A 17,681-nucleotide genomic window follows, 5' to 3' on the forward strand; every position below is an offset into this window, starting at 1 on the left:
TGTCGTCTGCGGGCGTCTGTGGCTGGTCGCGCAGTTCCCCGCGCCCCCAAAAGAACTCCTCCCGCAGCAGCGTGAGCTGTCGCTCCAGGTGGTGTTCCGGGGGGTCGGAGCCCGGGGTCAGGCGGGTCCACCAGCGGGTGCGTACGTAGCTGTCGACCGCCTCGGGGATGTCCTGCCGTACCGTCCGGGACAGGGTGTGCACGCCCTCCGGGTCGTGGGTGGGGAGTTCGGACGGCCGGCCCGGGTCCAGCAGGGCGGTCAGCAGGTCCGTCAGTTCGGTGAGGCGGCCCGCGGCGGCCGGGGGCAGGTCGGCCTCCGCCAGGTAGGCCCCCAGCTTCCCGAAGTCGGTCCGCAGTTCCTCAAGTTGGGCCGACGGCGGCGGGAAGTCCGGCTGGGGCGGGCGTTCCGGTGGGGCGATCAGGGCGCCGGCGCCGTACAGACCGGCGACCACCACCGGCCAGTAGGGGCCCGCGGGCGTGACATACGGGCCCCGGCCCTGCAACGCGCCCCAAAGGGGCGCGGGGAACTGCGCGACAGGCCACGACGAACCCTCAGCCGCCCTCGCACGACAGCCCCCCGGCGACAAGGCGCCCCACCTCAAGCCGACGCAGTGCATGGCACCCGGTCCGCGCGTCGCTGCGGGTGCACGCGGACCGGGGCCGTCAGAGAGAGCCCCGCGGGGAAGGGGGGCTCAGGTGGACGCCAGCTCGCACGGCTCCAGCGCGGCAGCGTGGACGTCCATCTGCTCGGCGGCGAGGATCGCCGCCGCCGTGTCGGCGCGGGAGGCCGCCACGACCAGGGCGCGGCCGGCGAGGGCGTGGGCCCGCTCGTGCAGGGCCGTGGCGTCGGCGTCGGCCGGCGCGGATGTCAGACGGGTCGGTGTCACCCCGCCGCGCAGCCGGGCCACCTGCCGGGCGAGCCGCTCCGCCGCCTCGTCGAGGCCGGGGGAGGGGGCCACCGCCCGCAGCTCGTCCGTCACGGTCAGCAGGGCCCCGAGATGGCCGGCGAGCTGGATGTCCAGCTCCTCCTCGCGGGAGCGGTGAGGGAAGTCGGAGGTCGTGCCGGCCATCGTGCTGTGGACCGACTTGGTGCGGATCGGTTCGTACATGGATGGCCTCCTGTGCTGTCAGGAAGCCATCCTAGCTTAGATTCCGTCTAAAGTTGAGTGAACTGCAAAGATCAGGGGCGGTGGAGGTTTACGGCTGGCCGTAGCCGTCCAGGAAGCGTCCGATGCGGCCCATGGCGTCCCGCAGGTCCGTGACCGTCGGCAGGGTCACGACCCGGAAGTGATCGTGCTCGGGCCAGTTGAAGCCGGTCCCCTGCACGACCATGATCTTCTCGTTGCGCAGCAGGTCCAGCACCATCCGCCGGTCGTCCTTGATCTTGAACACCTTAGGGTCGAGCCGCGGGAACAGGTACAGGGCGCCCTTGGGCCGTACGCAGCTCACCCCCGGGATCTGCGTGAGCAGCTCGTACGCGGTGTCCATCTGCTCCTTCAGCCGGCCGCCCGGCAGCACCAGGTCGTTGATGGACTGCCGGCCGCTGAGCGCGGCGACCACGCCGTGCTGACCCGGCATGTTCGCGCACAGCCGCATGTTCGCGAGGATCGTCAGGCCCTCGATGTAGGAGTCGGCGTGGGCGCGCGGCCCGGAGATCGACATCCAGCCGACCCGGTACCCAGCCACCCGGTAGGCCTTCGACATGCCGTTGAAGGTCAGGGTCAGCAGGTCCGGGGCGACCGCGGCCGTCGGGGTGTGGGTGGCGCCGTCGTAGAGGATCTTGTCGTAGATCTCGTCGGAGCAGACCAGCAGGTTGTTGCGGCGGGCGATGTCGGTGAGCCCCTTGATGACCGCCTCGTCGTAGACGGCCCCCGTCGGGTTGTTGGGGTTGATGATGACGATCGCCTTGGTGCGGTCGGTGACCTTGCGCTCGACGTCGGCGAGATCGGGCATCCAGTCGGACTGCTCGTCGCAGCGGTAGTGCACGGCGGTGCCGCCCGACAGCGACACGGCGGCCGTCCACAGCGGGTAGTCGGGGGCCGGTACGAGGACCTCGTCGCCGTCGTCCAGCAGCCCCTGCATCGCCATCACGATCAGCTCGGAGACGCCGTTGCCGATGAAGACGTGCTCGACGTCGGTCTCGATGCCGAGGGTCTGGTTGTGCATGACGACCGCCCGGCGCGCGGCCAGCAGGCCCTTCGCGTCGCCGTAGCCGTGCGCGGAGGAGACGTTCCTGAGGACGTCCTCCAGGATCTCCGGCGGGCACTCGAAGCCGAACGCCGCCGGGTTGCCGGTGTTCAGCTTGAGGATGCGGTGCCCGGCCGCCTCCAGCCGCATCGCCTCCTCGAGCACCGGACCGCGGATCTCGTAACAGACGTTGGCGAGCTTCGTCGACTGGATCACCTGCATGTCAGGGAGCTTACGGCCCGGTAACGCCTTTCGGGCCGTGTTTTCCGACACGTGAGACGCGTGGTTTGTGCTGTTATCGCCGGTAGCTGTCTCGTCGACCCCACCCGTCTCTACAATGCGCGGCCATGTCGAGGCCAGCCGAGTACGAGAACGGGGCGCAGGGGACGAGCGTCACCCGCCACCCGCTGGACGGTGGTGCGCAGGACCCGCCGAGCGTGTACCACCCGCAACAGCAGCCGGCGCCCTCCTACGAGGAGTACGCCGACCCCGCCGCCGCGCACGGCTGGCAGAACGCCTACGACGAGACGGCCCGGCTGCCCGCCGTGGTGCCGGACGCCGACCGACCCCGGCCGCGCACCGCCCCCGGCCACCGTGCCCGGCGCAGGCCCAGCCGCTGGGGTTCGCCGCGGGCCGCGGTCGCGGGCGCGGTGGGGGCCGTGTCGGTCGCCGCCGTGATCGCCGGGTTCTCCTTCTCGGGGGCCTCCGCGGGCGGGACCGGCGGGAAGGAGACGCACCCGGGGCCGTCGGCCACCGACCTGCCCGCGCCCACCGGCCAGGAGGAGTCCGCCGCGAGCGGCGACGCACCCGCGTCGTCCGGCGCGCCGGCCTCCGCGACGCCCGCGAAGGACGCCGCGACGCCCGGGGACACGACCCCGGCCGCGAGCCCGACGGCCGCCGCCACGGCCTCTCCGCAGCCCTCCGCCCCCGCCACCACGTCCGGGTCCGATCCCGTCCAGACGACCTACGCGCCCGGCAACTCCGGCAACAATCCCGGTCACGGCAAGCGGCCCCGGTAATCGGTCGGTGGCGCAAAGCCTCCCCCCGCCGCGGTCCTGAAACGACTCCTTGCCCCGCCACTCCTCTCCCCTCACAATGCCCATGACAAATACGCGGGCGACCGGAAGACCTCCGGTCGCCCAAGTCGTAAGAGGGGACCCCCACATGAAGAAGCCTCTCGGCGCCGTCGTCACCGCCCTGGTACTCGCCGGGGCCGGCGCGGCACCCGCGGTCGCGGCGCCCGTGAAGGACAGCGCCGCACCCACCCTGCGGGCCGTCAACTTCGCCGGCACCGTCTCGCTCAGCAACTGCTCCGGCTCGGTCATCCGCTTCCCCAACTCCGCGGACACCGACCCGGCGCTGGTCATGACCAACGGCCACTGCCTGGAGACCGGCTTCCCGTCGCCCGGCGAGGTCATCACCGGCCAGTCCTCCAGCCGCTCCTTCGGCCTGCTGAACTCCTCCGGCAGCCGTATCGCCACGCTCCGGGCCAACCAGGTCGTCTACTCGACGATGACCGACACGGACGTCACCATCTACCGGCTGACGACCACGTACTCAGCGATCAAGAGCTCGTACGGCATCAGCCCGCTGACGCTGCAGGACACGCACCCCACGGCCGGCACCGCGATCACGGTCGTCTCCGGCTACTGGAAGCGGACCTACGCCTGCAACATCGACGGCTTCGTCTACCGCATCAAGGAGGGCGACTGGACCTGGAAGGACTCGGTCCGCTACACCTCCGCCTGCCAGACCATCGGCGGCACCTCCGGCTCGCCGGTGATCGACAACGCCACCGGCAAGGTCGTCGCCGTCAACAACACCGGCAACGAGGACGGCGAGCGCTGCACGGAGAACAACCCGTGCGAGGTCGACGAGAGCGGCAACGTCACCGTCCGCCAGGGCATCAACTACGCCGAGGAGACCTATCAGATCCCGGCCTGCTTCACCACGGGCAACAAGCTGAACCTGAGCGCGAGCGGCTGCACCCTGCCCAAGCCGTAGCTCAGCCGCGGGTGGCGTTCCGTCGTACGGGACTGCGACGGACCGCCCGCCCCGCCAGCACGTCCGTCCGCCGCCCGTCCTCGATCACGAAGCGGCCGTCGACGAAGACGTACGGAATGCCCGTCGGCAGCGTCCGCGGATTCTCGTACGTCGCCCCCGCCGCCACCGTCTCCGGGTCGAACAGGACCAGGTCGGCGCGGTACCCCTCGCGGACCAGGCCCCGGTCCGCCAGCCGCAGCCGCGCCGCCGGACGCGAGGTGAGGTGGGCGACGCACTCCTCCAGCGACAGCACGCCCAACTCACGGACGTAGTGGCCGAGATAACGGGGGAAGGTGCCGAAGGCGCGCGGATGGGGCTTGCTGCCCTGCAGGATGCCGTCCGAGCCGCCGGTGTGGACCGGGTGCCGCATGATCGTGCGCACGTTCTCCTCGTGGCCGACGTGCTGCAGGATCGTCGAGCCCAGCCGGTCGCGCAGCAGCAGGTGCCGGGCGGTCGCCCACGGGCTCTCGCCCCGCAGCTCCGCCGACTCCCGCACGCTGCGGCCCACGAAACCGGCCAGCTCCGGCTCGCTCACCCCGGAGATCTCGATGGTGTCCCAGTCGATGGGCACGCCGTGGCAGCCGTCCGAACCCACGGCCTCCATGTGGTGCCGGACGCGCTCGGCGGTGTCGTCGTCCGCCAGGCGCTTGAGGACCGCCTCCGGACCGCCCTCGTTCGCCCAGCTCGGCAGCATCGCCGCCAGGGTCGTGCAGCCGGGGGTGTAGGGGTAGGTGTCCAGCGTGATGTCCGCGCCGGACGCCAGCGCGTCGTCCAGCAGCGCCAGCAGCTCGGGCGCCCGGCTCTCGTTCACGCCGAAGTTCATGGTGGCGTGGGCGAGGTGGAGGGAGCAGCCGGCCTCCCGGGTCAGGTCCACCATCTCCGCGTACGCCTCCAGGGCGCCCGCCCCGTACGAGCGGTGGTGGGGGCAGTAGTAGCCGTCGTAGGACGCCACCACCCGGCACAGCTCGGTCAGTTCGGCGTCCTTGGCGTACATGCCGGGCGTGTAGGTCAGGCCCGAGGACATGCCGACCGCGCCCTGCTCCATGCCCTCGGCGACCAGTTGCCGCATCCGGTCCAGCTCCCGGGGCGTGGCCTCGCGGTCCTCCCAGCCGACGGCGAGCATCCGCACGGTCCCCTGGGGGATCAGATAGGCCGCGTTCACCGCGATGCCCCGGTCGAGGCGGTCCAGGTACTCGCCGACCGACCGCCAGTCGAAGTCGATGTCGTCGCCCGAGCCGTTCCAGCCGGTGATCGTCCGGCGGACCTCGGCGAGGGTCCGGTCGTCGACCGGCGCGTACGACAGCCCGTCCTGGCCCAGGACCTCCAAGGTGACCCCCTGCGCGGCCTTCGCGCTGTGGTCCGGGTCGCGCAGCAGGGCGAGATCGCTGTGGGCGTGCATGTCGATGAAGCCGGGGGACAGCACGAGCCCTTCGGCGTCCAGCTCCCGGCGCGCCTCGGGCCGCTGGCAGCCGGCCGCCGCGGCCTCCTTCACGATCGAGACGATCCTGCCACCGTCGATCACCACGTCCGCGCGGTACGACGGATCGCCGCTGCCGTCCACGACGTCGGCGTCCCGGATGACGAGCTCTTCCATGGCAGGCTCCCTCTAGAAGAACGTACGGATGTAGTCGACGACCGTGCCGTCCGCCTCGGCCAGCGGGATGAGCTGCCACTTGTCGAAGGACGTGCACGGATGGGACAGCCCCATCCCCACCCAGTCTCCGACCTCCAGGTCCGCCTCGTCGGTGGTCCGCAGCCACGCGTGCTGGTCGGACAGGGCGGTCACCGAGACGCCGGTGGCCGGGCGCTCGGTCCTGTCCCGCCGCACGACCTGGGCGAACGGCAGGTCGAGGTCGTGGGCCGCGTCCCGCTTGCCCGCGTTGACGAAGGCCTGCTCGGCCGAGGGACGGGAGACCACCTGCGCCCACAGGCGGAACGCCGGCTCCAGGGCCCCCTCCTCCGGGACCCGGTTGAACGGCGTGAGCTTGCGGTAGTGGCCGTCGTCGTGCGAGACGTAGGCGCCGGAACGCAGCAACTTCAGTACGGGCGCCGACAGTTCGGGGATCCGCGCGAAGACGTCGGCCACCGCGTCGAACCAGGCGCTGCCGCCCGCGCTGACGACGATCTCGTCCAGCCCCGCGAACCGTCCCGCCTCGTCGAAGGCGACGGCGAGCGCGACCAGCCGCCGCAGCCAGGCGTGCACCCGCTCCGGATCGGCCCGCGGCACCTCGCCCTCGTACCCGGCGACGCCGACGAGCCGGAGCGTGCGGGTGCCGGCGACCGCGTCCGCGACGGCCGCGCACTCGGCCTCGTCACGGACGCCGGTCCGGGCGCCCTCCCCGGCGGCGAGCTCGACGACGACGTCGACGGGGCGCCGCGCCCCGGCGAGGGCCGCGTCCATCAGCTCGACGCCGCGCACCGAGTCGACGTAGCAGACGAGCCGGAAGCCGGGGTCGGCGTCGAGCTCGGCGGAGATCCACCGCAGCGCGGCCGGGTCGACGAGCTCGTTGGCGAGGAAGACCCGCTGGACGCCGAACTCCCGTGCCACCCGCACCTGGTGGGGCACGGCGAGGGTGATGCCCCACGCCCCCCGGTCGATCTGCTGCCGGAACAGCCGGGGCGCCATGGAGGTCTTGCCGTGCGGGGCGAACGCCAGGCCGTGCCGGACGGCGTACGTCTCCATGAGGGCCAGGTTGTGCTCCAGGCGCTCGGCGGACAGCGCGAGGACGGGCGTGGTGAAGCCGCCGGTGAACAGGTTGCGGCGCTGGGCGGCGAGCTCACCGACCGTCAGGCCGTCGGCGTCCGGGGGGAGGCCCTTGAAACGGTGGTCGACGCGTTCCTCCGCGAGGCGGGCGAGCGCTTCGGAACCGGTGTCGCGGGCCATACAGCCTCCCTGATCAGGTGCGTTGCATTCACTGCAATGCTCGTTGCGTATGTCGCTCACTGCTGTCTAACATCTCGGCCAACGCCGGGTCAACGAAAAGCCGTCACCCGCATCTCGCCTGGGAGCTACGACGATCGTGACCGCCGACGGACCCCGCAACGCCCCCGACGTCGTGGACGTCGTCGCGCTCGGCGAGTCCATGGTCACCTTCCTGCCCACCCGCCCGGGCCGCCTCGCCGACGTTCCGTCGTTCGAGCGGGGGATCGGCGGGGCCGAGTCGAACGTGGCATGCGGACTGGCCGCCGCCGGCCACGCGGTGCGCTGGGTCAGCCGGGTCGGCGCGGACGGGTTCGGGGACCACCTCGTGGAGACGATCGGCGCGTTCGGGGTCGACGTCTCCTCGGTGGGACGGGACCCCTCACGCCCCACGGGGGTGTACTTCCGTACGGCGGGCGACCGGTCGACGGACGCGCACGAGGTCGCCTACTACCGTGCCGGGTCGGCCGCCTCGGCCATGACCGCGGACACGGTGGACCCGGCGGCGGTACGGGCGGGACGCGTGCTGCACCTGTCGGGGATCACGGCCGCGCTGTCGCCCGGCTGCCTGGAACTGGTACGCGCGCTGACGGCGCCCGCGCCGGGCCGGCCCCTCGTCTCCTTCGACGTCAACCACCGGGCGGGGCTGTGGCCGGACACCGACGGCCCCGCGGTGCTGCTGGAACTGGCACGGGGAGCCGACCTCGTCTTCGTCGGGGAGGACGAGGCGGAGGAGGCGTGGGGGGTCACGGGCGGCCCCTCCCGGATCCGGGCGGTACTGCCCGAGCCGGGTGTGCTGGTGGTGAAGCAGGGGGCGAGGGGCGCCACCGCCTTCGTGTCGTCGGGCAGTCGAGCCGCGGGCAGTCGTGCCGCTGGGGCGGCACGGGCGGGCGCGGCGGCACCCCGCCGGCGCGGGCAGGCGATCACGCCCCCCGCCCAGCAGCAGCAAGCCCACACCTTCGTCCCCGCGCTCGCCGTGGACGTCGTGGCCACCACCGGTGCCGGGGACGCCTTCGCGGCCGGGTTCCTCTCCGCGACACTCCGGGAGCTGCCCGTCCGCGACCGTCTGCGGCACGGTCACCTGTGGGCCGCCGCCGCCCTCACCGTGCCCGGCGACCTCGCGCCGCCCCCCGCCCGCGCACACGCCGACCACCTCGCCGCCCTCGACGACGGCACCTGGGAGAGACTTCGACTCGGCCCCGGCTGGACGCAAGCCGGCAAGGCCCCGGAGGAGGTACGCACCCCATGAGCCAGACCGTCGACCGCGCGCTCAGCATCCTGCCGCTGCTCGCCGAGGGCCCCGCCGACCTCGGCCAGGTCGCCGACCGCCTCGGCGTGCACAAGTCCACGGCCCTGAGGCTCCTGCGCACGCTGCACGAGCACGGCATGGTCTACCGCCAGTCCGACCAGCGCTACCGCCTCGGCGCCCGCCTCATCGCCCTCGCCCAGGAGGCGATGGAGAACCTCGACATCCGCGAGATCGCCCACCCCCACCTCGTACGCCTCAACGAACAGTGCGGGCACACCGTCCACCTCGCCGTGTACGAGGAGGACGAGGTGCTCTACATCGACAAGGTGGAGAGCCGCTACCCGGTGCGGATGTACTCGCGGATCGGCAAGCCCGTCGCCATCACCGTCGCGGCCGTCGCCAAGCTTCTCCTCGCCGACCTTCCCGAGGCCGAGCGGCGGGCCCTCGCCGACCAGCTGGACTACCCCATGTACACGTCCCGTTCCACCCCCAACCCCGCCGCCTTCCTGCGGGAGTTGGAGAAGGTGCGCGAACAGGGCTGGGCCACCGACCTCGGCGGCCACGAGGAGTCCATCAACTGCGTCGCGGCCCCCGTCCGCGGCGCCGACGGCCGGGTCGTCGCCGCGATGTCGGTGTCCGCGCCGAACGTCGTCGTCACCGCCGACGAACTCCTCACCCTGCTCCCGCTGGTGCGCCGCACGGCCGACGCGATCAGCGGCGAGTACTCGGGCAGAACCACAGCAAAGGACCCCGCATGACGGACAAGACCGCCCTCACCCCCAGCACCCACACCACCCCGCCCGCCAAGTTCTCCCACGGCGTGCACAAGGGCAACATCCTCCAGGTCGCGGGCCAGGTCGGCTTCCTGCCGGCCGAGGAGGGCAAGCCGCCCACGCCCGCAGGCCCCACCCTGCGCGAGCAGACCCTCCAGACCCTCGCCAACGTCAAGGCGATCCTTCAGGAGGGCGGCGCGAGCTGGGACGACGTGATGATGATCCGCGTCTACCTCACCGACGTCGACCACTTCGCCGAGATGAACGACCTCTACAACGCCTACTTCGAGGAGCAGGGCCTCACCCAGCCGCCCGCCGCGCGCACGACGGTCTACGTCGGTCTGCCCGCCGGCCTCCTCATCGAGATCGACGCGCTCGCCGTCCTCGGCTGACGCTCCCTCACCTCCCGCACGGCCCACACGGCATGGCACCGCACCCGGTGCCGTGCCGCGACCTCCCCTGCCCGAAAGCTGTATGTACTTACCCCAGAGGACCCCCGAATGCCCCCTTCGCTCGCCGCGGCCGCCCCCGAGACCCCGCCCCACACCGGCGGTCTCCTCCTCCTCGTCGACGGCACGGCCGGTCTGCTCACGGTCGCCGCCCTCGGTATCGCCCTGCTCCTCTTCCTCATCATCAAGGTCAGACTGCAGCCGTTCGTGGCGCTGCTGGCCGTCTCCATAGCCGTCGGCCTGCTCGCCGGCCTGTCCGTCACCGAACTCTTCGGCACGGTCCAGCGGTCGGACGCCGTCTCCACGATCGAGTCCGGCATGGGCGGCATCCTCGGGCACGTCGCGATCATCATCGGCCTCGGCACGATGCTGGGCGCGATCCTGGAGGTCAGTGGCGGCGCGGAGGCGCTCGCCTCCCGGCTGCTGAACCTGTTCGGCGAGAAGCGGGCCCCGCTCGCCATGGGCCTCACCGGCCTGATCTTCGGCATCCCCGTCTTCTTCGACGTCGGCATCTTCGTCCTCGCGCCCATCGTGTACGCGGCGGCCAAGCTCCCCCAAGACTCCGACGAGCTCCGTCCCGGGGGGACCCCCACCGGCAAGTCGATCCTGCTCTACTGCCTGCCCCTGCTCGCCGGCCTGTCGATGACCCACGCCTTCCTGCCTCCGCACCCCGGCCCGGTGGCCGCGGCCGGTCTGCTCCACGTCGACCTCGGGTGGGTCATCCTCATGGGCGTCGTCTGCGGCATCCCCGCCGTGCTCGCCGCGTGGGCGTACTCCGCGTGGATCGGCAACCGCGTCTTCGTCGCCGTACCGCAGGACATGGTGGAGGCGGCCGCCGAGGCCCGGCAGGCCGTCCTCGAGGAGCAGCGGGCGTCGGGCGTCGAGCCGGCGGAGAAGCCGGTCCCGCTGGGCACGGTGCTGGGCATCATCGGCACCCCGCTGATCCTCATCCTGGCCGCGACCTTCTCCTCGATCGCCCTCGACCCCTCCACCGGCCGCTCGGTGATCGAGTTCTTCGGGCACCCCTTCGTCGCCCTGACGATCGCCCTGCTCCTCGCCTACTACCTTCTCGGCATCCGCCGCGGCTGGTCCCGCCGGTCCCTGGAGACCGTCTCCACCGCCTCGCTCAAGCCGGTCGGCAACATCCTCCTGGTCGTCGGCGCGGGCGGCGTCTTCGGCGCCGTCCTCAAGGCCAGCGGGGTCGCCCAGGCCCTCTCCGACACCTTCAACGACGTCGGCCTGCCCGTGATCGTCCTGTCCTACCTGATCTCGGTGGTGCTGCGGGTGGCCCAGGGCTCGGCCACGGTCGCCATCGTCACGACGGCCGGCATCGTCGCCCCGCTCCTCGCCGGGGGCCACCACTCCCAGAGCTTCGTCGCCCTGGTCATCATGGCCATCTCGGCGGGCTCCATCTTCGCCTCGCACGTCAACGACGGCGGCTTCTGGATGGTGGCGAAGTACTTCGGCATCAGCGAGCGGGACACGCTGAAGTCCTGGACGGTGCTGGAATCGGTGCTGTCGGTGGCGGGGTTCGCGGTGGCCGCTGGGGTCAGTGTGTTCGTGTGAGCCGCATGTAGGCGTCTGATAACGAAGTTGGGGCCGGCTGTGTCCGGCACAGGATCGTCGACCATACTGCCCGCTGTGGAGCAGCGCATAGGTTCGAGCAGCCAGCCCCTGAAGGGCGAGCCCGTCACGGGTGCCGGATTCGACCCGGCCTTCATCCCCGGGCTCGCCTCGCCCGCGACCGGAGAACCGGAGGACACCGGGCCCGAAGTCGCCGAGGCCGATGCCGCGGAGGCGGAGACCGAGGCCGCCGCCGGGGCCGAGGCGAAGGACGCCGTCGAGGAGCCCGCGACGGACGGCGACGAGGAACAGGCCCCCGAGGGACCCGTCTTCGAGGCCTCCGACCGCCGCGCCAGAATCGTCGCCGACCACAGGGGCGTACGCCTGGCCCTCGACGACCAGGAGTGCGAGTTCCGCTGGGACGAGATCGGCGCCGTCGAGACGGAGTCCCCCCGCTTCGGCAAGCGGTTCACCATCACGGTGCACACTCCCGAGCGCCGCTGGTACCCCATCGAGATCGAGGCGCCGTCCCGGTCCCGCTTCAGTGAGTGGGAGGCCCGGTTGGACGCCGTCCTCGACGCCTACTTCGAGGACGAGGACGACAAGGGAACCGACGCCGAGGCCCCCGAGGACGCCGACTGACGGTCGCGGGGCACCGCGTCCGCCGTGAACTCTTCCGCCAGGGGCCGCGCAGTGTACGCGCGGCCCTTCCTGCCGCCCTCCCCTCGCGCGAAGTTGTACCCGGCCGGGTGAGCGGCGCGTGCATGGATGCCGGACCCGGAGGACAGTGAGGTCCGTTTCCACGGGAGAGCACGTCCGGTCACCCCGACCGGGCCGGGCGGTCTCGGACCGTGTGGTGGGAACTCGGCACGTACGGGGCGGACGGCTGTGGTCGGCGACGGCCGTGCCGCTCGGTCCGGCCGCCCGGGGGCTCGCGCTGCCCCCGGGCGGCCGTCACCTGCCCGGGTTTGGCTGCTGCCCACCGGCCGCCGGGGCTACTGCCACCACTTCGGGCTCAGGGCGATCGTCCGGAGCCGCGCGATCGTCAGCGCGGGGGTGGTGCGCGTCGCCGCGTCGTGCGGGGCGCCGGAGTTGAGCTCGCTGATCACCACCCGCCTGCCGTCGCTCCGCAGGGTGTCGACGGTCCACATCACGGCACCCGAGCCGCCCTTCTCACTGGGCCCCTGGTGCACGGCGACCCTCGTCCCGTCCGGCAGCGTCTCGGAACCGGAGCCGAACAGGTCGCCGGCGACGTCCGACATGCCGTCCTGGACGTTGACCTGGACGAGGCACTTGCCCTTGCCGTCGTCGACGACGAGATAGCCGAAGCCGGTGTCGTCGCCGCTGGACGCCGACACCGTGAACCGCCCCTTCGGCAGCAGGCTCCTGAGGGTCGGGGCGACCGCCACGGCGGGCCGGGTGGCGGTGGGAGTCGGCTCCCCGGTGGGCCGGCCGGGGTCCTCGGGCATCGCGTCGACGGCGTCCCGCCAGACGCGCGCCGCCGCGAGCTGCCTCAACCGGGCGGGTGACAGGGGCGGTTCGGGCCGGGTGACCGGCGCGTCCTTCTCGGCCGCCGCGTTCCACTCCATGATGCCGACGTGCCGGCCCTCGGGCGTGACCAGCTCGGCGCTCCACAGCTTGGTGTCCACCCGGCGGTCCGGATACTCGTACCCCTGCATGACCATCACCACCGAGCCGTCCGGCAGCCGGGTCGTGCCGCAGGCGTCGTAGTGCACGAACACCTTGCCCGGGCACTCGGTGATCTGCCGCGCCCGGTCGCTGCCCGGCTGGACGCGCCCCAGGATCACGGCGATCGCCGCCGCGCCCTTGCCGTCGTCGTACACGCCGCTCACGTACGGCCCCGGCTCCTCGTCCGTGCCGCGCGCCTCCGTCTTGCTCAACTTCCCCGCGGGCAGCAGCTTCTCCAGGGCGCGGATCAGCGCGTCGCCGGAGACGGCCGGAGGGGCCGCGGTGGCGGAGCGGCCGGAGGTGCCCACGGAGGTCTCCTCCCGCGGCGCCTTGCCGTCGCCGCCCGGCAGCAGCAGGGCCCCGCCCAGGCCGGCGAGCGCCAGGGAGGCCGCCCCGCTCACGACGGCGGCCCGCCGCCTGAGCAGCCGGCGCCGTCCGCGCACCGCTCCCGCGGCGACGAGCGCGGCCCGGTCGGCGTCGAACCCGGCGCCGGCGCGGCGCAGGTCGGCGGAGAGCTGTTCCTCGAACGGGTCGCTGTGCTGTTCGACGTCGGGCATGACGGAACCACCGTTTCGCGAAGTGAGGTGAGAGGGGACGGTCAGGGGCGCGCGTACTCGCCGAGCTCCTCGCCCAGCAGCCCGCGCAGCCGCCCGAGCGCGCGGACACAACGCGTGCGCACGGCGGCCGAGCTGACGTGCAGGGCGTCGGCGGTCTCCGCGATGGAGCGGTCCTCCCAGTAGCGCAGGACGACGACCGCCCGGTCCTTCGCGGGCAGTCGGGAGAGCGCCTCCAGCAGGGTCAGCCGCAGCGGTGTGTCCCCGGTGCCGTCGTGCGCCCGGTCGGGCAGCACGTCGGTGGCACGCTCGGAAGCGCTGCGCCGGCGCTGATGGGCGAGGAACGTACGCGCGAGAACGGTCTGCGCGTATCCGGCGGGGTTGCCGACCCGCGACACGCGTCCCCAGCGGACGTACAGCCGGCCGAGGGTCTCCTGCACGAGGTCCTCGGCGAGATGCGTGTCACCGGCGGTGAGCAGACAGGCGGAACGGTAGAGATGCCCGGCCCGCGCCGCCGCGAACTCCGCGTACTCGTCCGCGCGTGCCTGTCTCATGCCCGTTCCCCCTGTCCGCCGGCGCCGTTCTCACTTCATTGATGCGGTGGGCCCCGGGAAATGTTTCATCTTTCCTCGGCTACGGCAGCGCGTGCACATGCGCTCCCACCGAAGCGGACCACGAACCGCTGGCCGAGGCGTCCCAGTTCGTCGACCAGGTCATCGCGCCCCGAAGGCCGGGGTAGGTCTTCGAGGGCTTGAAGGAACCGCAGTTGGTGCCCTTGGCCAGACAGTCCAGGGCGTTGTTCACCACGGTCGGCGACACGTACCCGCTGCCCGCCGCGCTCGTGGAGGCCGGCAGGCCGAGGCCCACCTGGGACGGGGCGAGGCCGCCCTCCAGCTGGATGCAGGCCAGGGCGGTCAGGAAGTCCACCGAGCCCTGCGCGTACACCTTGCCGTCGCAGCCCAGCATCGAACCGCTGTTGTAGTACTGCATGTTGACGACCGTCAGGATGTCCTTGATGTTCAGCGCGGTCTGGAAGTAGGAGCCCGAGGTCGACTGCATGTCGATGGTCTGCGGGGCCATGGTGATGATCAGGGACGAGCCGGCCTTCGCCGACAGGGCCCGCAGCGCCTGGGACATGTAGGTGGCGTTGAGGCCGTTCTCCAGGTCGATGTCGACGCCGTCGAAGCCGTAGGTCTGCATCAGCGAGTAGACCGAGTTCGCGAAGTTCGCGGCGGATGCCGAGTCGCTCACCGACACCGTGCCGTTCTGGCCGCCGACCGAGACGATCACCTTCTTCCCGGCGGCCTGCTTGGCCTTGATGTCCGCCTTGAACTGGTCGACGGTGTAGCCGCCGAGCCCCGCCGAGTCGAGGGTGAAGGTCACCGCGCCCGGTGTCGTCGTCGCGTCCGCGAACGCCACGGCGATGATGTCGTACTGGGAGGAGACGTCGGAGATCTTCTGGACCGTCGCCCCGTTGTTGAAGTTCTGCCAATACCCGGTGACGGCGTGCTTGGACAGCGTGCCGCCGCCCCCGCCGCCCCCGCCGGAGGTCGCCGTCGTCCCGGTGACCGCCCCGGACTTCGCCGACTCGCCGGCCGCGTTCGTCGCCGTGACCTGGAAGGAGTACGAGGTGGCGGCGGCCAGGCCGGTCACGGTCGCCGAGGTCCCCGTCACGGCCGTGACCTTGGTGCCGTCCCGGTAGACGGTGTAGCCGGTCGCGCCGGACACGGTGTTCCAGGCCAGCGACACCGACGAGGACGTCGTGCCGGAGACCGCGAGGCCGCCCGGCGCGGCCGGGACCGTCGGGCCCCCGCCGCCGCTGCCCCCGCCGCCGTCGGGGCCGTAGACCGAGACGTCGTCGGCGTAGTAGGCGGCCTGGCCGTACCAGCCGTGGGTGTAGACCGTCACGGAGGTCGTCGACGCCCCGGTGGTGAAGCTCGTCGACAGCTGCTTCCAGGAGGACGAGTCCGGGGTCCAGGTGGAGACGTCGGTGGTGCCGGTGCCGGTGACGCCGAGGAAGGCGTACCCGCCCTGCACCCAGGCGCTCAGGGTGTACGTGGAGCCCGGCCGGACGGCCACCGTCTGGCCGCACCGGGCGTCGTCCTGCCCGGCCGGTGTCGCCTTCAGGGCGGCCGAGCCGCTGTGGACGGGGGAGGAGACCGTCGTCCCGCTGCTCGCGGAACAGGTCCAGTCGCCCAGACCCGACTCGAAGCCGGCGTTCTGGGCGTTGTTGACGTCCGCGGCGGACGCCTGGCCCGTGCCCAGGAACGTGAGGGCGAGGGCGGCGGTGACGGCTCCTGACCAGAACCGTGCTGATCGTCTCTGTGGGGACATGACAATAAGTTGGTCCAGACCAATACGTCTGTCAAGAGGTCCAGACCAAATGCGGCGATCGGGGGCCGGGGTCGGTTCGGGATCGGCGAGATGCACAAGGTGCCCCGTTTTGGCGCACCTTGTGAGGCGGCAGTTCCACATCAGCTGCACAAACGCTGTTCTCCGGTCACAAGCCCGTGGTTACAGTGCTGACGTAGTCACGCAGTGAAGTCATTTCGGTGCGCCGGAGTAATCCCGGTGTGCCGACGGCGCAACACGGGGAGCTGCGCGTGCCAACAGCCGTTGCCGTGACCAGTGCCGACATGGCGCTGCCGCCGCAGGACGAACGGACCCTGCCCGCAGTCGTCCTGCCGGACCTGGACCGTCAGCCTCTCGACCAGGCGCTGGCGGCCGTCCAGGCTTTGATCGACCAGTACGGCCATCTCGTCGTCGTGTGCTCCAAGGCGGCCCCCGCCGGAGTCGAACAACGGCTGCGCACGATCCGCTCCCTGCTGGAGAGCGACCGGATCGCCCTGTTCCGGCCCGATCTGCCCCCGCTCGGACTCGCGGTCCTGGCCCGCCAGTTGCGCCAGCTCGCCTCCTGCGACCTCAGCCCGGGCGTCCTCGCCTCCGCGGGCCGCCTGCTGACCCACTACATCCACGCGGGCGCGCTGCTCGGCTCCGTCGCCCGGCTGGACCGCGTCCCGGTCGGCCTGAAGTCGCACGCGAAGTCCTGGGTGCCGGGCAGTCAGTTCGCCGTACTGGCCCACCCCGAGCCGCGGCTGGTCAAGCTCGGGCCCGGAGCCGCCCTGCCCGGACCGGAGTTCGGCACCCGGATGCTGGTCGCCAAGGGGCAGCTGCAGTCGGACTGGGTCACCGCCACCCTGGCCAAGCAGTGGAACGCCCAGGGTCTGCGGGAGATTTCGGCGCCGACCGAGTCCGCGGCCTGGTGGGGCACGAGCAAGCTGGTCGAGTTCGCCGCCTACCTGCCCGACCTCTCGGTCCTCTACCAGCTGGTCACCTCCGTCCGGCAGGGCGTCTGCCACTGGTGCGGCATCGACGTGATCGGCGACCGCTGCGTGTTCTGCTCCGCCACCCCGCCACCACCCCCGGACGGCCCCCGGCAGCTCCCCGCCGGGAGAGGCTCCTGAGGCCGCCGCCCACCGTCCCGCGCACCGCTCGCACACCCCCCATCCGCTCGACCGATATCCCCCAATGAGGTTGTACGGTTCATGAACTCCCGTCAGCGCCGCGGCGTGCTCCTGCTGGTCCTGTCGATCGTCTGCGCCCTCGGCGCGTTCGCCGGCGTCCTGTCGGTCATCGGCGACGTGAAGTCCAAGGTCGGGCCCGAGGTCACGGCGTACCAGGTCAAGGCCAAGATAGAGCCGTACACCCAGCTGAGCGCGGACCAGTTCGAGAAGATCTCGATGCCCAAGCGCTGGCTGTCGGACAACGCGGTCACCCATATCGGTGACGTCCGGGGCAAGATCGCTGTCACCACGCTGAAGCCGGGCTCCCTGCTGCAGACCGACATGATCGTCGACCAGCCGGCCCTGCAGCCCGGGCAGCAGGAGGTCGCCATCATGATCGACGCGGCGACCGGGGTGGCAGGCCAGATCACGCCCGGTTCGACGGTCAACGTCTACGCCACCTTCGCGGGCCAGCGGCAGGGCGACCCCGCCGAGTCCAAGATCATCGTCACGAACGCGAAGGTCCTCAACGTCGGTCAGATCAAGGCGCTCGACCCCGCGGAGGCCGGCAAGAACCAGCCGACCGACACCGTCCCCATCACCTTCGCCCTCTCCACCCTCGACGCGCAGCGCATCACCTACGCCGAGTCGTTCGCCCAGCGGGTCCGGCTCGCACTGGTCGCACCGGGCGGCGGCACGACGGTCCCGGACAAGGACCGCACGTACGAACTCGCGAAGGACAAGTGAGCCCG

Annotated in this window: 16 protein-coding genes and 1 pseudogene; 9 read left to right on the top strand and 8 right to left on the bottom strand. The window is 71.8% G+C overall.

All coding sequences use genetic code 11. The features are described from left to right. Positions 1-25 precede the first annotated feature (25 nt). The 3 genes and pseudogenes from LN251_RS18810 to LN251_RS18820 form a co-directional block, all read right to left on the bottom strand. Positions 26-616: pseudogene (locus tag LN251_RS18810) on the bottom strand (hypothetical protein); the annotation flags it as partial. A 75-nt stretch (positions 617-691) separates the two neighbouring features. After that, a complete protein-coding gene (locus LN251_RS18815; RefSeq protein ID WP_458245424.1) occupies positions 692-1,108 on the bottom strand; it encodes an SCO4983 family protein in 417 nt (138 codons plus the stop codon). An 88-nt stretch (positions 1,109-1,196) separates the two neighbouring features. Beyond that, on the bottom strand, positions 1,197-2,408 hold the full coding sequence (locus LN251_RS18820) for a pyridoxal phosphate-dependent aminotransferase (RefSeq protein WP_058923519.1): 1,212 nt from the start codon (positions 2,406-2,408) through the stop codon (positions 1,197-1,199). A 125-nt stretch (positions 2,409-2,533) separates the two neighbouring features. On the opposite strand from LN251_RS18820, the gene LN251_RS18825 reads away from it, so the two are divergent. Together LN251_RS18825 and LN251_RS18830 are read left to right on the top strand one after the other, a co-directional pair. Next, positions 2,534-3,205, top strand: a complete 672-nt coding sequence (locus LN251_RS18825; RefSeq protein ID WP_458245425.1) for a hypothetical protein — start codon at positions 2,534-2,536, stop codon at positions 3,203-3,205. A gap of 145 nt (positions 3,206-3,350) precedes the next feature. Further along, a complete protein-coding gene (locus tag LN251_RS18830) occupies positions 3,351-4,190 on the top strand; it encodes a S1 family peptidase (protein ID WP_458245426.1) in 840 nt (279 codons plus the stop codon). A gap of 1 nt (position 4,191) precedes the next feature. Here LN251_RS18830 and LN251_RS18835 read toward each other — a convergent pair whose 3' ends face one another. Continuing rightward, positions 4,192-5,823 (bottom strand): N-acyl-D-amino-acid deacylase family protein, encoded by a 1,632-nt coding sequence (locus LN251_RS18835; RefSeq protein WP_458245427.1) that lies wholly within the window; start codon positions 5,821-5,823, stop codon positions 4,192-4,194. Positions 5,824-5,835: 12 nt separating this feature from the next. Next, positions 5,836-7,113, bottom strand: coding sequence for an amino acid deaminase (locus LN251_RS18840; RefSeq protein ID WP_458245428.1), 1,278 nt, complete (start codon positions 7,111-7,113; stop codon positions 5,836-5,838). 136 nt (positions 7,114-7,249) lie between these two features. Here LN251_RS18840 and LN251_RS18845 point away from each other — a divergent pair, with 136 nt between their 5' ends. From LN251_RS18845 to LN251_RS18865, 5 genes are all read left to right on the top strand, one after another. Next, positions 7,250-8,398, top strand: coding sequence for a sugar kinase (locus LN251_RS18845; protein ID WP_458245429.1), 1,149 nt, complete (start codon positions 7,250-7,252; stop codon positions 8,396-8,398). Next, entirely contained in the window at positions 8,395-9,156 is a 762-nt protein-coding gene (locus tag LN251_RS18850) for an IclR family transcriptional regulator (protein ID WP_383671307.1), read from the top strand. The genes LN251_RS18845 and LN251_RS18850 overlap by 4 nt, the downstream gene beginning before the upstream one ends. Then, a complete protein-coding gene (locus LN251_RS18855) occupies positions 9,153-9,563 on the top strand; it encodes a RidA family protein (RefSeq protein ID WP_458245430.1) in 411 nt (136 codons plus the stop codon). Before LN251_RS18850 ends, LN251_RS18855 begins: the two co-directional genes overlap by 4 nt. Before the next feature lie 108 nt (positions 9,564-9,671). Further along, a complete protein-coding gene (locus LN251_RS18860; protein WP_458245431.1) occupies positions 9,672-11,186 on the top strand; it encodes a GntP family permease in 1,515 nt (504 codons plus the stop codon). Positions 11,187-11,261: 75 nt separating this feature from the next. Further along, on the top strand, positions 11,262-11,825 hold the full coding sequence (locus LN251_RS18865; RefSeq protein WP_458245432.1) for a hypothetical protein: 564 nt from the start codon (positions 11,262-11,264) through the stop codon (positions 11,823-11,825). A 353-nt stretch (positions 11,826-12,178) separates the two neighbouring features. On the opposite strand, the gene LN251_RS18870 is transcribed toward LN251_RS18865, so the two are convergent. From LN251_RS18870 to LN251_RS18880, 3 genes are all read right to left on the bottom strand, one after another. Continuing rightward, entirely contained in the window at positions 12,179-13,429 is a 1,251-nt protein-coding gene (locus tag LN251_RS18870) for a hypothetical protein (protein WP_458245433.1), read from the bottom strand. Between the two features lie 41 nt (positions 13,430-13,470). Next, positions 13,471-13,980, bottom strand: a complete 510-nt coding sequence (locus tag LN251_RS18875) for a SigE family RNA polymerase sigma factor (protein WP_458245434.1) — start codon at positions 13,978-13,980, stop codon at positions 13,471-13,473. Positions 13,981-14,059: 79 nt separating this feature from the next. Further along, entirely contained in the window at positions 14,060-15,760 is a 1,701-nt protein-coding gene (locus LN251_RS18880; RefSeq protein ID WP_458245435.1) for a chitinase, read from the bottom strand. A 302-nt stretch (positions 15,761-16,062) separates the two neighbouring features. Between LN251_RS18880 and LN251_RS18885 the strand changes: the two genes are divergently transcribed. Both LN251_RS18885 and cpaB read left to right on the top strand, forming a co-directional pair. Continuing rightward, the gene (locus tag LN251_RS18885) at positions 16,063-16,890 is read left to right on the top strand and encodes a hypothetical protein (RefSeq protein ID WP_458246751.1); all 828 of its coding nucleotides are present in this window, start codon (positions 16,063-16,065) and stop codon (positions 16,888-16,890) included. Between the two features lie 81 nt (positions 16,891-16,971). Further along, complete coding sequence (gene cpaB / locus LN251_RS18890; protein ID WP_458245436.1) at positions 16,972-17,676, top strand: Flp pilus assembly protein CpaB; 705 nt, start codon at positions 16,972-16,974, stop codon at positions 17,674-17,676. The last annotated feature ends 5 nt before the right edge of the window (positions 17,677-17,681 follow it).

The sequence above is a fragment of the Streptomyces sp. MAI_2237 genome, assembly GCF_054189285.1.

Bases quoted from the DNA above. Each gene is read 5' to 3' on its own strand.
- LN251_RS18850 (WP_383671307.1), top strand. From the start codon at position 8,395: ATGAGCCAGACCGTCGACCGCGCGCTCAGCATCCTGCCGCTGCTCGCC.
- LN251_RS18830 (WP_458245426.1), top strand. From the start codon at position 3,351: ATGAAGAAGCCTCTCGGCGCCGTCGTCACCGCCCTGGTACTCGCCGGG.
- LN251_RS18860 (WP_458245431.1), top strand. From the start codon at position 9,672: ATGCCCCCTTCGCTCGCCGCGGCCGCCCCCGAGACCCCGCCCCACACC.
- LN251_RS18855 (WP_458245430.1), top strand. From the start codon at position 9,153: ATGACGGACAAGACCGCCCTCACCCCCAGCACCCACACCACCCCGCCC.
- LN251_RS18880 (WP_458245435.1), bottom strand. From the start codon at position 15,760: ATGTCCCCACAGAGACGATCAGCACGGTTCTGGTCAGGAGCCGTCACC.
- LN251_RS18870 (WP_458245433.1), bottom strand. From the start codon at position 13,429: ATGCCCGACGTCGAACAGCACAGCGACCCGTTCGAGGAACAGCTCTCC.
- LN251_RS18875 (WP_458245434.1), bottom strand. From the start codon at position 13,980: ATGAGACAGGCACGCGCGGACGAGTACGCGGAGTTCGCGGCGGCGCGG.
- LN251_RS18840 (WP_458245428.1), bottom strand. From the start codon at position 7,113: ATGGCCCGCGACACCGGTTCCGAAGCGCTCGCCCGCCTCGCGGAGGAA.
- LN251_RS18885 (WP_458246751.1), top strand. From the start codon at position 16,063: ATGGCGCTGCCGCCGCAGGACGAACGGACCCTGCCCGCAGTCGTCCTG.
- LN251_RS18825 (WP_458245425.1), top strand. From the start codon at position 2,534: ATGTCGAGGCCAGCCGAGTACGAGAACGGGGCGCAGGGGACGAGCGTC.
- LN251_RS18815 (WP_458245424.1), bottom strand. From the start codon at position 1,108: ATGTACGAACCGATCCGCACCAAGTCGGTCCACAGCACGATGGCCGGC.
- LN251_RS18820 (WP_058923519.1), bottom strand. From the start codon at position 2,408: ATGCAGGTGATCCAGTCGACGAAGCTCGCCAACGTCTGTTACGAGATC.
- LN251_RS18835 (WP_458245427.1), bottom strand. From the start codon at position 5,823: ATGGAAGAGCTCGTCATCCGGGACGCCGACGTCGTGGACGGCAGCGGC.
- cpaB (WP_458245436.1), top strand. From the start codon at position 16,972: ATGAACTCCCGTCAGCGCCGCGGCGTGCTCCTGCTGGTCCTGTCGATC.